Consider the following 14,431-nt stretch of genomic DNA (forward strand, 5'->3'; position numbering starts at 1 on the left):
GCCGGCGCCCACCGGGTGCGCGTCGTTCAGAGTTCGGGCCGGCGCGGCGGCGGGCCGAAGCTGACGGTGGCGCTGCCGGGACGGAAGCGGATCACCGCGGTGGTGCCCTGGCCGGGTGCGCTGGTCAGGGTCACCGGCCAGCCGAAACGCTCGCCCAGCCGGCGCACGATCGACAGGCCCATGCCTTTGCCGTCGCCGGAGGAGAAATCGGCGCGGTAGAACGGGGTGAAGGCCTTGGTCAGCGTCTCCACCGACATGCCGATGCCGGTGTCGCGGATCTCGATGCTGTCGCGGCTCAGGCGCACGTCGATGCGGCCCTGGTCGGTGAAGCGCACCGCATTGCTGAGCAGGTTGCCGATCATCACCCCCAGCGCGTGCGGCGGCGCGACCAGGCGCGGCCCGCCTTCGTCGTACAGGTGCAGCTCGACCGGCTTGCCGTTGAGCAGGGGCAGCAGCCGCTCCATTTCGTTGTCGACGATGTCGCGCACCGCGAACTCCTCCGACTGCGGCTCGACGTCGGACTCGCGGGCCAGGATCAGGAAGGCGTCGATCACCGCCTCCATGTCGCGGCCGGCGCGCTGCACCCGCAGCAGCGAACGCTGCGCGCGCACCGGGGTGTCGGGGTCGGCCAGCATCAGGTCGGTGGCGACCCGGATCACGGTCAGCGGAGTGCGCAGCTCGTGGCTGGCGTCGCGGGTGAAGTCGCGCTCGCGCTGGACGAAATCGCTGACCCGCTCGGCCAGGCCGCTGAGCGCGCTCGACAACCGGCGCACTTCGCTGCCGGGGTCGTAGGGGAATTTGATCGGCTCGATCAGGCTGGTGTCGGGGTCGCGCGGGTCCCATTGGCTGACCACGTTGGCCAGCCAGCTCACCGGCGAGACCAGGCGCTTGGAGGTGCGGTAGGTATGCCAGGAAATCAGGTAGGTGGTCAGCAGCGAGAACAGCAGCGAGAACAGGCCGGTGTAGAGAATCGCCTCGTCGATCAGGTCGGTGGCGTAGATCATGTAGAAGGTGCCGGCCTCGCGCCGGTCCACCAGCACCACCCGGCCGCCGCCGGGCAGGTTGTGCAGCCCCGAATCCACGTTGCGGATGCCCAGCGGCAGCTGCGAGTCGTTGCCGCCGGCGGGGACGAAGTGGCCGCGCGTGGTCGAGGTCCGCGGCAAGGGGTAGTTCGGGTCGCGCTCGCGCCCGGCCCAGTAGTCGTCGGCCTCGCGCTGCATGCGCTGCTCGAGCACCACGTGGCGCACAGCCAACCCCGCCAGGAGAATGCCCAGCGTGATCGCGACGCTGCCGATCAAGGCTTGCAGGATGAATGCAAGCTTGATCTTGCGCGGTAACCCTTGCGGCACGGTGTCGATACGTCAGTCCGGCGGCTGCGAGATGTCCGCAACGCGGTAACCGGCGCTCTGCACCGTATGCAGCAGTTGCTTGTCGAAGGGCTTGTCGATGGTCTTGCGCAGGTTGTAGAGGTGGCTGCGCAGCGTATCGGAATCGGGCAGGCCGTTGCCCCAGATCTCGCGTTCGATCTCCTGCCGGCTGACCACGCGCGGCGATTCGCGCATCAGGATGGTCAACAGGCGCAGCCCGATCGGCGAGAGCTGCAGTTCGCTGCCGCCGCGGGTGACCCGCAGGCTGGCCGGGTCCAGCACCAGGTCGGCGACCTTCAGCACCTCGCCGCCGACCTGGCGGCGTTCGCGCCGGATCAGGGCGCGCAGGCGCGCTTCCAGTTCCTGGATCGCGAACGGCTTGGTCAGGTAGTCGTCGGCGCCGGCGCTGAGGCCGGTCAGCTTCTCGTCCAGGGTGTCGCGTGCGGTCAGCATCAGCACCGGGGTCGACTTGCGGGCTTCTTCGCGCAGCTTCTTGCAGACCTCGATCCCGTCCATACGCGGCAGCATCAGGTCGAGCACCACCACGTCGTAACTGTTCTCGGTGGCGAGCCGGTAGCCGTCCACGCCGTCGGCGGCGTAATCGACTTCGAAACCGCGGCTTTCCAGGTATTCGCCGACCATTTCGGAGATGTTGCGGTTGTCTTCGACGATGAGGACCAGGCCCCCGTCTCTCGTACCCTGCATACAGCCTCTCCATTCCTTCAGTTTTGTGAAGGTTGCCTTCGCCAGGGTGGACGGCCCGTGAAGGCCCCCGCTACGCTGGACGACCCTTCTTGCGACCCCGCCGCATGCTCGCCGACCGCCTGTATCCGATCCTGCTGTTGCTCGGATCGAATATCTTCATGACTTTCGCCTGGTATGGACATCTCAAGTACAAGTCCTCGCCGCTCACCGTCGCGATCGCGGTCAGCTGGGGCATCGCCCTGTTCGAATATTGCCTGCAGGTGCCGGCCAACCGGCTCGGCAGCGCGGTGTACTCGGCGCCGCAGCTCAAGGGCATGCAGGAGGTCATCACCCTGCTGGTCTTCGCCGGCTTCTCGGCCTGGTACCTCGGCGAGCCCTTGAAGTGGAACCACTGGGCCGGCTTCGCCCTGATCGTGGTCGCGGCCTGGCTGATCTTCCTCGACTGAGCCCGCCGCGGCTCAGGGCCCGCACCACGACTCCACCCGCACGGGCTCCTGCCAGCGCCCGGCCGGGCTGACCAGGCTCAGGTGCCCGACCCATACGCTGCGCGTGCTCGCCCCGTCCGTCGCCGCGCGCGCCCGACGCAGGCGCGCGGGCGCCACCTCGGTCCAGGCGCCGTCGTTCTCCACCCACAGGCGCGGCGCGCGCAGGCGCAGGGTCGCCGAGACGCCCTGCCTGGGCGCCGACCAGCGCAGCAGCGTCTCGCCGCTCAGCGCGGCGCTTTCGACGTCGTCGGCCGGCGGCACGCGGGGCAGCGCCAACGGCCGTCCGCCCAGGGACAGGTACAGGGTCGGCCAGCGGTCGAGGTCGGCGAGTTCGTCGTCGGCGCTGCGCCAGATCGTCGCGATCGTGTCCTCGCCGCCGTCGGCGCGCGGGTTCTCGCCGACGAGGCGGATCGAGACGAGGGGGCAGGTCTTGCTGTCCATCGCCTCGGCCAGCCAGGCGGACTTGCGCATCGGCCGGTCCGGCGCCGCGGCCGGCATGGCCGCCGGCGACAGCGACGGCAGCGCGGCCAGGAGCAGCGCCCAACAGCAAAGCCTCGATTTCATCGCGATCGTCCTTGAAGGCGCCGCCGCAGGCCCGCGCGCGGCGGCCGACGGCGGCTCAGAATTTGATCCTGCCGGTCAGGATGTCCTTGAACATCGCCCAGTCGCCGACGAAGGAATACAACGGGTGCTTGAACGTCGCCGGCCGGTTCTTCTCGAAGAAGAAATGACCGACCCAGGCGAAGCCGTAGCCGCACACCAACGCCGCCAGCAACAGCCACGGCCGCCCCTGCGCGATCGCCAGCGCGACCAGCAGCAACACCCCGCAGCTGCCGACGAAGTGCAGCCGGCGGCTGGTGCGGTTGCTGTGTTCGCTGAGATAGAACGGATAGAACTCGCGGAAACTGGCGAAGCGGTTGGCCATGGTCCCCTCCCGGCATTGGCGTATCGCACTGCCTGCCGCGATCCTGAACCGCCGCGGGCCGCGGATCAAGCGCCGCTGCGCCGGGCGGAGCAAGCGCTCAGTCGTCGCGTTCGGCGCGCTTGGCCTGATCCCAATAAGCGTCCTGGCCTTCCAGCGGCAGTTCGGCCAACGACAGGCCGTCCTGCGCGGCCAGCGTCTCCATGCTGCGGAAGCGGCGTTCGAACTTGAGGTTGGCGCGGCGCATGGCGGCGCCGACGTCGACCTTGCCGTGGCGGGCGAGGTTGGCGCAGACGAACAGCAGGTCGCCGATCTCCTCCTCCAGGCGATCGCGCGCTTCGGCGTCGTCCGGCGCGGCGGCGACCGCGTCGAACTCCACCCGCACTTCCTCGATCTCTTCGTGCAATTTGGCGATCACCGGACGCACGTCGGGCCAGTCGAAGCCGACCGTGGCGGCGCGCTTCTGCAGCTTCACCGCGCGCTGCCATTCCGGCAGGCCGCGGGCGATGCCGGCCAGCACCGAGGTGTCGGCTTCGCCGGAGGCTTCGCGCTCGCGCCGCTTCTGCTCTTCCCAGGCCACGGTCTGCGCCTCGGCGTCCTCGAAGCTGGCGTCGCCGAACACGTGCGGATGGCGGCGCACCATCTTGTCGCTGATCGCCGCGACCACGTCGTCGAAAGCGAACGCGCCCTGCTCCTCGGCCATGCGCGCGTGGAACACCACTTGCAGCAGCAGATCGCCGAGTTCGTCCTTGAGCGAGGCCAGGTCCTGGCGATCGATCGCATCGGCGACCTCGTAGGCCTCCTCGATCGTGTACGGGGCGATGGTGGCGAAGGTCTGCTCGAGATCCCAGGGGCAACCGCCCTCGCGATCGCGCAGACGGGCCATGATCGCCAGCAGGCCGGCGATGCCGGGCGGCAGGTTCAATACTTCAGCCATCGAGCCACTCCTTCCACGGCAGACCGCGGTCGCCGAGGGCGACGAAGTCGCCGTTGAGAACATGCGCGCGCTGGTTGTAGCGGAACGGACGCCCCTGCGGATCGACCAGCGCGCCGCCGGCGGCCTCGAGCACGCATTGGCCGGCGGCCGTATCCCATTCGCTGGTCGGGCCGAAGCGCGGATACAGGTCCAGTTCGCCCTCGGCGATGCGGCAGAATTTCAGCGACGAACCGAGGCTGACCATGCGGATGCCGTCCGGCGCGGCGCGGTGCGCGCGGACCATGAATTGTTCGCTGTGCTCGCTGAAATGCGAGCGGCTGGCGGCCACCCGCAGCGGCCGCGCCGCCGGCGACCGCACCCGGATCTCGTGCTCGGCGTCGCCGTCGCGACGATAGGCCGGGCCGCCGCGCTGGGCGTGCCACAGCGCGCCGCCGACCGGCGCCAGCACCAGGCCGAACACCGGCACGCCGTCGTCGATCAGGGCCAGGTTGACCGAGAACTCGCCGTTGCGCTTGACGAACTCGCGGGTGCCGTCGAGCGGGTCGACCAGCCACAGCCGCGGCCAGGCGCGACGTTGTTCGAAACCGACTTCGTGCGCGGATTCTTCCGACAGCACGGGAATGTCCGGGGTCAGTTCGGCCAGGCCGTCGAGAATCAGATGGTGCGCGGCCAGATCGGCCGCGGTGACCGGCGAGGCGTCGGACTTGCGCTCGACTTCGAACTCGCCGTCGTAGACCTGCAGGATGGCCGCGGCCGCGGCGCGGGCGATCGCGATCGCGCCCTCTACCTGAGCCGCGGACAGCAGCGGCGCGGCCGCCGTCATGCCGCCGGCCCCGGATGCGGCTGGCCGCTGCGCAGCCATTCGCGGGCGATGAACAGCGCGGCGATGCTGCGGCCCTCGGAAAAGTCTTCGCGCAGGATCAGCTCGTGCAGGTCGTCGAGCTTCCACGGCACCACTTCGAGTTCTTCCGGCTCATCGCCGGGCAGGCGCTCGGGATAAAGATCGCGCGCCAGCACCAACTGCGCCTGGTGGCTCATGTAGGTCGGCGCCAGCGTCAGTGCGCGCAGTACGGTCAAGGAGCGCGCGCCGTAGCCGGCCTCTTCCTTCAGCTCGCGGTCGGCGGCCTGCAGCGCGGTCTCGCCTTCGTCGATCCGGCCCTTGACCAGGCCCAGCTCGTAGCGGTGCATGCCGGCGGCGTACTCGCGCACCAGCAGCACGGTGTCCTCGTCGAGCATCGGCACCACCACCACCGCGCCGTGGCCGCGGCCGTGCAGGCGCTCGTAGCGACGGCGCTCGCCGTTGGAGAACTCCAGATCGAGCCGTTCCAGCCGGTACGGACCGGCCTCGTGCTCGGTGATCTGATGGATGATCGGCAGCCGCCGGGTCATGGCGCGGCTCCGGGCATGAGCGGGGAGCGGAAAGGCACGATAATGGGGGAATGCGAGAGATCACTCACGACCCCAAGATGCTAACAGAGCCGGGCGCCGACGCGGCGCAGGCCTGGCGCGAGCGCGATCTGGCGGTGCTGTGGCACCCCTGCACCCAGATGCGCGAGCACCCTCACACCCTGCCCCTGCTGCCGATCGCGAGCGGCCGGGGGCCGTGGCTGATCGGCCGCGACGGGCGCCGCTACCTGGATGCGATTTCCAGTTGGTGGACCAACCTGTTCGGCCACGCCGAGCCGCGCATCGCCGAGGCCATCGCCGCCCAGGCGCGGACCCTGGAACACGTGATCCTGGCCGGCGTCTCGCACGCGCCGGCGGTGGAGCTGGCCGAACGCCTGCTGGCGCTGGCGCCGCGCCAGGACGGGCGCGCGCCGCTGAGCAAGGTGTTCTACGCCGACAACGGCTCGGCCGGGGTCGAGGTGGCGCTGAAGATGGCCTTCCACTGGTTCCGCAATCGCGGCGTCGAAGGCCGGACCAAGTTCATCGCCCTGGAGAACGGCTACCACGGCGAAACCCTGGGCGCGCTGGCGGTCGGCGATATCCCGCTGTACCGGCGCATTTACGCGCCGCTGCTGGCCGAAGCCCTGTTCGCGCCCTCGCCCGACGCCTACCTGGCCGACCCCGGCCAGAGCGCGGCCGAGCGCGCGCAGGTCGCCGCCGCGGCTTTGCGCGATCTGCTCGAACGCCATGCCGGCGAAGTCTGCGCGCTGATCCTGGAGCCGCGGGTGCAATGCGCCGGCGGCATGCGCATGCACGACCCGTCCTACCTGCGCCTGGCGCGCGAGCTGTGCGACGCGCACGGGGTGTTCCTGATCGCCGACGAGATCGCGGTCGGCTTCGGCCGCACCGGCACGATGTTCGCGAGCGAACAGGCCGGGGTCATGCCGGACCTGCTGTGCCTGTCCAAGGGCCTGACCGGCGGCGCGCTGCCGCTGGCCGCGGTGCTGACCAGCCAGTCGATCTACGACGGCTTCCTCGACGACTCGCGCGAACGCGCCTTCCTGCATTCGCACAGCTACACCGGCAATCCGCTGGCCTGCGCCGCGGCGCTGGCGACCCTGGACATCTTCCGCGACGACGACATCGTCGTGCGCAACCGAGACACCGCCGCGCGCATGGCCCGCGCCGCGGCCGAGTTCGCCGGTCATCCGCACGTCGCCGACGTGCGCCAGGCCGGCATGATCGTCGCCTTCGAACTCACCCGCGGCGGCGACAAGCGCAGTCCCTTCGATCCGGCCGCGCGGATCGGACTGCGCGCCTACCGCGCCGCGCTCGAGCGCGGCGTGCTGCTGCGCCCGCTCGGCGACATCCTGTATTGGATGCCGCCGTATTCGATCGACGAAGAGGCGCTGGACCTGCTCGCCCGCACCACCCGCGAGGCGATCGACCACGCCGTGCAGGAGGCCGACGCATGCGCCTGACCCGAGTCCACGTCGACGCCGAACTCGGTGCCGGCCGCGAGATCGTGTTGCCGGAAGGTCCCGCCACGCATCTGGCCCGCGTACTGCGGCATCAGGTCGGCGACGCCTGCGTGCTGTTCAACGGCGACGGCCACGACTATCACGGCCGCATCGCCGCGCTGGGCAAGCGCGAGCTGCGGGTGGCGATCGAGTCGGCGCAGCCGGTAGAGCGCGAATCGCCGCTGCAGCTGGTGCTGCTGCAAGGCATCGCCCGCGGCGAGAAGATGGACCTGATCCTGCAGAAGGCGACCGAGCTCGGCGTGGCGCAAGTGCAGCCGCTGTGGTCGCAGCGCAGCGAGGTCAAGCTCGACGAGGCGCGCGCGGAAAAGCGCCTGGCGCATTGGCGCAGCGTGGTCGCCTCGGCCTGCGAACAAAGCGGCCGCGCTCGCGTGCCGGAGGTCGCCGCGCCGCGCGCGCTGGCGGCGACGCTGGCGACGCTGGCGCCGGGCGGGTTGCGCCTGATCCTGGACCCCGAAGGCGAGTTGGCCGTCGCCACGCTCGCGGTCGATCCGGTTGCGCCGGTGTTTCTGGCGATCGGCCCGGAAGGCGGCTGGTCGCCGCTGGACCGGCAACAGCTGCGCGACGCCGGCTTCCAGGGCTTGCGTTTGGGACCGCGCATCCTGCGCACCGAAACCGCCGGCCTGGCCGCGATCGCGGCGCTGCAGGCGCGGTTCGGCGATCTGGCCTGAGTCGCTCGGATCGGTTCGCGGGCGCGGCAGGCGGCATTCGAGCGAACCGTTGGCGCCGGGTTTGCGCCGCGGCGTAGAGCGAGAAAACAAATCCCCCTAGCCCTCTTTCAGAGGGAACCGCGACGCGGCCAACTGCCGCGGTGCGCTTTGAAACAAGCGAGAACCGCAATACGGCGAACGACCGCCACGCGCTTCGCAAAGGCGGGCATGGCAGCGCGGCGATTCGCCGTCACCCCTTTTTCAAGGAGCGAGAAAACAAATCCCCCTAGCCCCCCTTTCAGGGGGAACCGCGACGCGGCCAACTGCCGCGGTGCGCTTTGAAACAAGCGAGAACCGCAATACGGCGAACGACCGCCACGCGCTTCGCAAAGGCGGGCATGGCAGCGCGGCGAGTCGCCGTCGCCCCTTTTCCAAGCGGGAGCGGCGCCTGCGCAGCGGGCGGGGAGATCTGCGCTTGCTGTCGCCGCTCTCGCCGTGCCCGACGAAGGAAGGCTGCGACGCTCAGATCTTGAAATAGATCCGACGCCGGTCGAGCAGCGTCACCACGCCCCACCACAAGGTCACGAAAGCCAGCGCGAACGCCAGCGACGGCAGATAGGGACCGAACCGCGGTGTCATCCAGTCGGCGAAGCCGCGGCGGTAGATCGGTTCCAGCCAGCCCAGGCCGATCAGCAAGTACAGCAGCAAGGCCGAGCCGGCATAGGCGGCGATCGCGTTGACGCCGAAGCTTCGCCCCAGCGCCGGCCAGCCGCGTACGTCGATCAGGCGATGGCACAACGCCAGGACCCAGCACGACCAACCGCCGGCCCACAGCACGTAGGCGGGGGTCCACAGGTTCTTGTTGATCGGCTGCCACTGGCCCAGCGCCCAGCCCGCCGCCAACGCCAGCGCGCCGGCGATCAGCAAGGCGCGCAAATCGCCACGGCGCAGCCAGTCGCCGGCGCGCAGGCCCAGCACGGTCGTGGCCAGGGCGCCCAGGGTGGACACCAGACCCTCGGGGTCGTGGCCGCGGCCGCTGGCCGGATCGACCTGGTAGACGTGCGCGCCGAACAGCGCGTGGTCGAGGCGGCTGGCGATGTTGTCGAACGGCGCGTAGCTGCCGCCGCCGGCGAGCAACCAGGCGTAGCCGACCAGCAACGCGCCGAACGCGAACCATTGCGTGCGCGCCGGCAGATACAACGCGATCAGCGCCGCCGCGGCGAAACACAGGCCGATCCGTTGCAACACGCCGGGCAAGCGCAGCGCTTCGTGGCCGCTCGCCCACATCGCGCACCAGTGCAGCAACAGGCCGAGGCCGACGATGCGTACCGCGCGCCACAGCGCGGGCCGCAACAGCGTCGCCGGCGCGGCGCCGGCTTCGCGGCGCGGCATCAGCGCCAGCGCGATCGACACGCCGACGATGAACAGGAACATCGGGAACACGAGATCGGTCGGCGTGAAGCCGTGCCACTGCGCGTGCAGCAGCGGCGCGTAGACATGGCCCCAGTCGCCGGGATTGTTGACCAGCAGCATCGCCGCGACGGTCAGGCCGCGCAGCGCATCGACCGAGGCGTAGCGCTTGGGCGCGGACGCGCGCTCCGGCGCCGCGGCGGCGCGGTTCACGCCGCCTGCGCGAGCGCTTCGCCGATCATCGCCTCGACCGCTTCCAGGTCGGGCAGCAGGGCGCGGTCGTCGTTGAGCAGCACGCGCGCCTGCACGCCGTGCGGGAGGATTTCGTCTTCGATCCCGTCGACCAGCAAGCTCTGGCTCGACACCGTCACCAGACGCGGGAAGCCCTGGGTCAGCAGGGCGAAATACGGCAGGCGCGATGCCGCGCTGAGCGCCTTGAGCACGACCACCTTGCTGCCCAGGCTGCCCTGTTCGGACGCCAGCCCGGACAGCTCGCCGAATGCGATCAGCGGCAACTGCCAGCCGCGCCAGCGGATCCGACCCAGCAGCCAGCGCGGCGCGCCGTCGACCGGCGCCGGCGGCGCGTACGACAACACCTCGGCGATGGTCGCGTTGGGCAGCAACAGACGCGCGCCGGCCACCTGGATCAATACGCCGCGGATGTCGGCCTGGCTTGCGCTTTCGGTGGCCGGATGTTGCTGGTCGTCGTTCGACATCGCTCGCGTCCTCGCCGCGGATCGCGCGGCCTTGCGGTAGTGCTGCGGCAGCGGAATGTCTGCCGCGAGGTGGTGCGGAAGCTGCGCGAAGCAGCATGGAAGCCGCGCCGGCGCCGCCGCAGCGGCGCCCGGCGTTTACAGCGGACTGTGGGTCGACCAGCGTGCGGCCAGCTTGGCCGCCAGTTCGGACGGCTGGCCCTGTCCGGCGCCGCGCGCGATCGCCGCGCTCGCGGCGGCGGCGTCGTAGCAACCGTCCGGGGCCTGGCCGAGCACCAATGCGCCGTGCGCGGCCAGCTTCATCGCGGTATCGACCTGAGCCGGGTCGGCGCCGCTGAACAGCAGGATCGCGCTGTCGGCGGCCGGCAAGGCGTCCATCACCTCGCCGCCGTCCTCGACGAACTGGATGCCGCTGTCGCCGGCGTCCACGCCGACGCCGGCGGGCAGGATGTAGATCACGCCGTCGATGGTGCGCGCGCCCGGTTCGGCCAGTTTGACCAGCACCGGCGTAGCGCGTTGCATCTGCGCCACCAGGCGGTCGTAGCGGCCGCCGTCGAGACGCTGCTGCACCAGCACCGGACGACCGAAGTTCTCCGGCAGAGCACCGAGCAACTGGCGCACGGCGTCGGGGCCGCCGATCCCGGCCAGCACCAGCACCGCACCGCTGCGGGTCGACACCGGCGCGCGGTCGTCGACCAGTTCCAGGCCGGAAATACGCCGTTCGATCTCTTCCAGATCGTGCGCGTCCACGCCCGGCGCGACCGGCGCCGGGGACTGGCCGCTGGCGGCGCCGATCAGGCTGGCCTCGTCGGCGAAGGACCAGTCCGGCACCGCCGGCGGCGGCGGCGCGGCGGCCTTGTCGGCCGGCAGCGGATCGGTGGCGAAGTCGAAGTCGAAACTGCTTTCGAAGGCCGGCGTCTCGGCGCCGCCGCCACGGCCGTCGTCGAACTCGATCGGCGCGATCGCCCCGGAGGCGGACGGCGTGGAATGCGCGTCCTCTTCCAGCTCGATCGAAGTGCCGGCGTCGGCGAACTTGCGGTCCAGGTCGATCAGTTCGTCGTCGAGACGATGATCCGGCGGCTGCCAGGCGGCGATGTCGCCGATGTCGTCCAGCGCCAGCGGCGTGTCGGCGACCGGCGTGTGCTCGTCGACGTTCCACTCCGGCTCGGCCGGGTACGACGCCGCCTGGCCCGGCACGGCGGCCTGGGTTTCGATCGCTTCCAGGGTCAGCCGGCCGATGTCGAACTCGCCCGGCGGTTCGGCCGCCGGCGCTTCTTCCACCGCCGCCTCGCTCGCGCGAGGCGCCGGCGCCAGCCGCGACAACTCGCCGATCTGCTCGGCGGCGATGAACGCGGATGGGTCGTGCGGCATCTCGCTGGACGCCGGATCGAAACCGATGCCCTGTTCGTCCTGCGCCATCGCCGAAGCCGGCGAGCTCGGGCGCTGGAACGCTTCGGCGGAGAACATCGGCTCGGGCTCCGGCTCGGGCTCGCGCCCGGGCGGCAGCACGTCGTCGTGCCGGTGCAGCTTGGCGCTGAGGTGGCGCGCCCAGCGCGCCGCGTCCCAGCCCTCGCGGGCCACGGTCAGTTCGGCCTCTTCGAAGATCACTTCGATCGACGGATCGACCAGCAGGTTCTCGAACCGGTCCAGCGCGTCCTCGATCGCCGGATCGAGCACGACCACGACCACGTCCGGATCGGCCGTGTCGAGCTCGGACGGTTCCAGCGAGGTCGGATCGCCTTCCAACACCAGGTTCGCGCCGGCATCGCCGAGCGCGCTACGCAAACGGTCGCGGGCCACCCCGGCCCGCGCCAACAACGCTACGCGACGGTCCGCTTCAGCCATGACTACGGGTAATTCCAAGCAGTTCGTACACGTTACGGATCAATTCCGGTTCCTGGTAAGGCTTGCCGAGGTAGCGCTCGACGCCGATCTCGAACGCGCGCTGACGATGCTTCTCGCCGGTACGCGAAGTGATCATCACGATCGGCACCTCGCGCATGCGCGCGTCGGCCTTCATCTGCGTGGCCAGCTCGTAACCGTCCATGCGCGGCATTTCGATGTCGAGCAGCATCAGGTCGGGCACGCGCTCGGCCATCCGCTCCAGCGCGTCGACGCCGTCCTTCGCGGTCATGACCTCGAAGTTGTGGCGCTCCAGCACGCGGCCGGTGACCTTGCGCATGGTGACCGAGTCGTCGACCACCATCACCAGCGGCACGCGGCGCTGTTCGGCCGGGGCCGGCGGCGGCGCCGCGACCTGGGCGAAGTCCTGCAGCAGCACGGTGCGGCGGCGGACCAGCGGGGCGACGTCGAGGATCACCACCACGCGGCCGTCGCCCATGATGGTCGCGCCGAAGATGCCCGGCACCGACGCCACCTGCGGCCCCACCGGCTTGACCACGATTTCGCGGTTGCCGACCACCTGGTCGACCGACACCGCGGCGCGCAGGTCGCCCGAACGGATCAGCAGCAAAGGCATCTGCAGCTGGCCTTCGGCCTTGGCCGGCGCATGGCCGACCAACAGACCCAGGTCGTGGACCGGGTAGTCCTCGCCGCCGTAGCGATAGGCCACGTCGCCCTGTTCGAGCAGTTCGCGCGAGAGGCGGCCGACGCCGCGCACCGAAGCGATCGGCACCGCGAAGGTGGTGTCGCCGATGCGCACGAACACCGCCTGGGTGACCGCGAGGGTCTGCGGCAGGCGCAGGGTGAAGTGCACGCCCAGGCCGGGGCGGGAATGGATATCCAGGGTACCGCCGAGCTGGCGGACTTCGCTGGCGACCACGTCCATGCCGACGCCGCGGCCGGCCAGGCGGCTGACCTCGTCGGCGGTGGAGAAGCCCGGCTCCAGGATCAGCGCGTCCAGATCGGCGTCGGACAGCGCCGCATCGCTGCGGATCAGACCGCGCTCTTCGCCGCGGCGGCGGATCGCAGCGCGGTCCAGGCCGGCGCCGTCGTCGGCCACTTCGAGCACGACTTCGGAACCTTCGCGGCGCACCGCGATGCGCACCGTGCCTTCGTCCGCCTTGCCGGCGGCGCGACGCTGCTCCGGCCGCTCCAGGCCGTGCGCGACCGCATTGCGCAGCATGTGCTCCAGCGGCGCGGTCATGCGTTCGAGCACGTTGCGGTCGAGTTCGCCCTGGGTGCCTTCCAGCTTCAGCGCGACCTGCTTGCCCAATTCGCTCGAGGCCTGGCGGACCACGCGGCGCAGACGCGGCAGCAAGGTGTCGAACGGCACCATGCGCGTGCGCATGAGGCCTTCCTGCAGCTCCGAGCTGACGCGCGACTGCTGCAGCAGCAGGGTTTCGTACTGACGGGTGAGGTCGTCGAGGGTGTTCTGCAGACTGGTCTGGTCGGCCGCCGATTCGGTCAGCGCGCGCGACAGCTGCTGCAGGGTCGAGAAGCGGTCGAGCTCCAGCGGATCGAACGCCTGGTCGCCGGCTTCGCCTTCGCGCTGATAGCGGGCGATGATCTGCGCTTCGGTTTCGATTTCCAGACGGCGCAGCTGATCGCGCATGCGCAGGTTGGTCTGCGCCATTTCCGCGATCGCGCCGCGGAACGCGCCCAGCTGCTGTTCCAGGCGGGCGCGGTAGATCGCGACTTCACCGGCGTAGTTGACCAGACGGTCGAGCAGGTCGGCGCGGATGCGCACCTGTTCCTGCGGCGTGCGCACGCCGATGTCGTCTTCGTCGACGAGCGGCGCTTCGCTGATCGGCGCCGACAGCGGCTTGAGGCCTCCATCGACCGCAGCCTGGGCCGGCTGCGCCGGCGGCGCGCTGGTACGGGTCGGTTCGGCCGCGGCTGCGGCTGCGGCCAGCATCGGCAGCGCTTCGCCGCGCGAACGCGCGTCGAACGCGGCGATCAGCGTCGCCGGCATGGCCAGCGCGCGACGCGCGCCGACCCGGGTGACCATGGCATGCAGGCGGTCGAAACCGCGTTCGAGTAGGACGATGCCGTCGCGGCCGAGTTCGGTGCGATGGTCGACCACCGACTCCAGCAGCGACTCCATGACGTGGCCGAGTTCGCCCACGGCCATGATGCCGGCCATGCGCGCACCGCCCTTGAGGGTGTGCAGATCGCGCTGCAGACCGACCAGCGGCTCGCGTTCGCTCGGGGTTTCGCGCAATTGCGCCAGCAGGCCGTCGGAGTGGTCGAGCAGGTCGCCGCCTTCCTCGACGAAGATGTCGACGAGTTCGGGGTCCAGCTCGCTCAAGTCCAGCGCTTCGTCCGGATCCGGATCGGCGTCGAACGCGGCCAGCAACGCGGTCGACAGCGACGAGCCGGGCGCGGCGGCGGCAGGCACGGCCGTCGCGGCGTCGAT

14 protein-coding genes are annotated in these 14,431 nt (G+C 70.4%); 3 read left to right on the top strand and 11 right to left on the bottom strand.

All coding sequences use genetic code 11. The annotated features are described in order from the left end of the window. Positions 1 to 26 precede the first annotated feature (26 nt). Complete coding sequence (locus V2J18_RS17775) at positions 27 to 1,349, bottom strand: sensor histidine kinase (RefSeq protein ID WP_064746937.1); 1,323 nt, start codon at positions 1,347 to 1,349, stop codon at positions 27 to 29. 12 nt (positions 1,350 to 1,361) lie between these two features. After that, entirely contained in the window at positions 1,362 to 2,072 is a 711-nt protein-coding gene (locus tag V2J18_RS17780) for a response regulator transcription factor (RefSeq protein ID WP_064746936.1), read from the bottom strand. A gap of 104 nt (positions 2,073 to 2,176) precedes the next feature. On the opposite strand from V2J18_RS17780, the gene V2J18_RS17785 reads away from it, so the two are divergent. Then, positions 2,177 to 2,518, top strand: a complete 342-nt coding sequence (locus V2J18_RS17785; protein WP_064746935.1) for a DMT family protein — start codon at positions 2,177 to 2,179, stop codon at positions 2,516 to 2,518. A gap of 12 nt (positions 2,519 to 2,530) precedes the next feature. Here the strand turns inward: V2J18_RS17785 and V2J18_RS17790 are convergent, their stop codons facing one another. The 5 genes from V2J18_RS17790 to nudE form a co-directional block, all read right to left on the bottom strand. Continuing rightward, the gene (locus V2J18_RS17790; RefSeq protein ID WP_336132486.1) at positions 2,531 to 3,121 is read right to left on the bottom strand and encodes a hypothetical protein; all 591 of its coding nucleotides are present in this window, start codon (positions 3,119 to 3,121) and stop codon (positions 2,531 to 2,533) included. A gap of 55 nt (positions 3,122 to 3,176) precedes the next feature. Beyond that, on the bottom strand, positions 3,177 to 3,482 hold the full coding sequence (locus tag V2J18_RS17795) for an Mpo1-like protein (protein WP_064746933.1): 306 nt from the start codon (positions 3,480 to 3,482) through the stop codon (positions 3,177 to 3,179). A gap of 97 nt (positions 3,483 to 3,579) precedes the next feature. Continuing rightward, complete coding sequence (mazG, locus tag V2J18_RS17800) at positions 3,580 to 4,416, bottom strand: nucleoside triphosphate pyrophosphohydrolase (RefSeq protein WP_075575021.1); 837 nt, start codon at positions 4,414 to 4,416, stop codon at positions 3,580 to 3,582. Then, a complete protein-coding gene (cysQ, locus tag V2J18_RS17805; protein WP_336132487.1) occupies positions 4,409 to 5,239 on the bottom strand; it encodes a 3'(2'),5'-bisphosphate nucleotidase CysQ in 831 nt (276 codons plus the stop codon). The genes mazG and cysQ overlap by 8 nt, the downstream gene beginning before the upstream one ends. Further along, positions 5,236 to 5,805 carry an ADP compounds hydrolase NudE gene (gene nudE / locus V2J18_RS17810; RefSeq protein ID WP_336132488.1) on the bottom strand — a complete coding sequence of 190 codons (570 nt, stop codon included), beginning with the start codon at positions 5,803 to 5,805 and terminating at the stop codon, positions 5,236 to 5,238. The genes cysQ and nudE overlap by 4 nt, the downstream gene beginning before the upstream one ends. A 77-nt stretch (positions 5,806 to 5,882) precedes the next feature. On the opposite strand from nudE, the gene bioA reads away from it, so the two are divergent. Both bioA and V2J18_RS17820 read left to right on the top strand, forming a co-directional pair. Beyond that, entirely contained in the window at positions 5,883 to 7,283 is a 1,401-nt protein-coding gene (bioA, locus tag V2J18_RS17815) for an adenosylmethionine--8-amino-7-oxononanoate transaminase (RefSeq protein WP_336133132.1), read from the top strand. Then, positions 7,274 to 8,011, top strand: coding sequence for a 16S rRNA (uracil(1498)-N(3))-methyltransferase (locus V2J18_RS17820; protein WP_336132489.1), 738 nt, complete (start codon positions 7,274 to 7,276; stop codon positions 8,009 to 8,011). The genes bioA and V2J18_RS17820 overlap by 10 nt, the downstream gene beginning before the upstream one ends. 501 nt (positions 8,012 to 8,512) lie before the next feature. Here the strand turns inward: V2J18_RS17820 and V2J18_RS17825 are convergent. The 4 genes from V2J18_RS17825 to V2J18_RS23170 form a co-directional block, all read right to left on the bottom strand. Then, entirely contained in the window at positions 8,513 to 9,613 is a 1,101-nt protein-coding gene (locus tag V2J18_RS17825) for an acyltransferase family protein (RefSeq protein WP_336132490.1), read from the bottom strand. Continuing rightward, positions 9,610 to 10,116, bottom strand: a complete 507-nt coding sequence (locus tag V2J18_RS17830) for a chemotaxis protein CheW (protein WP_336132491.1) — start codon at positions 10,114 to 10,116, stop codon at positions 9,610 to 9,612. Before V2J18_RS17830 ends, V2J18_RS17825 begins: the two co-directional genes overlap by 4 nt. A 135-nt stretch (positions 10,117 to 10,251) precedes the next feature. Further along, complete coding sequence (locus V2J18_RS17835) at positions 10,252 to 11,958, bottom strand: chemotaxis protein CheB (RefSeq protein WP_425606052.1); 1,707 nt, start codon at positions 11,956 to 11,958, stop codon at positions 10,252 to 10,254. After that, the gene (locus tag V2J18_RS23170) at positions 11,951 to 14,413 is read right to left on the bottom strand and encodes a response regulator (protein ID WP_425606118.1); all 2,463 of its coding nucleotides are present in this window, start codon (positions 14,411 to 14,413) and stop codon (positions 11,951 to 11,953) included. Before V2J18_RS23170 ends, V2J18_RS17835 begins: the two co-directional genes overlap by 8 nt. Between the last annotated feature and the right edge of the window lie 18 nt (positions 14,414 to 14,431).

The sequence above is a fragment of the Lysobacter firmicutimachus genome (genome assembly GCF_037027445.1).
Classification (GTDB): Bacteria; Pseudomonadota; Gammaproteobacteria; order Xanthomonadales; family Xanthomonadaceae; genus Lysobacter; species Lysobacter firmicutimachus.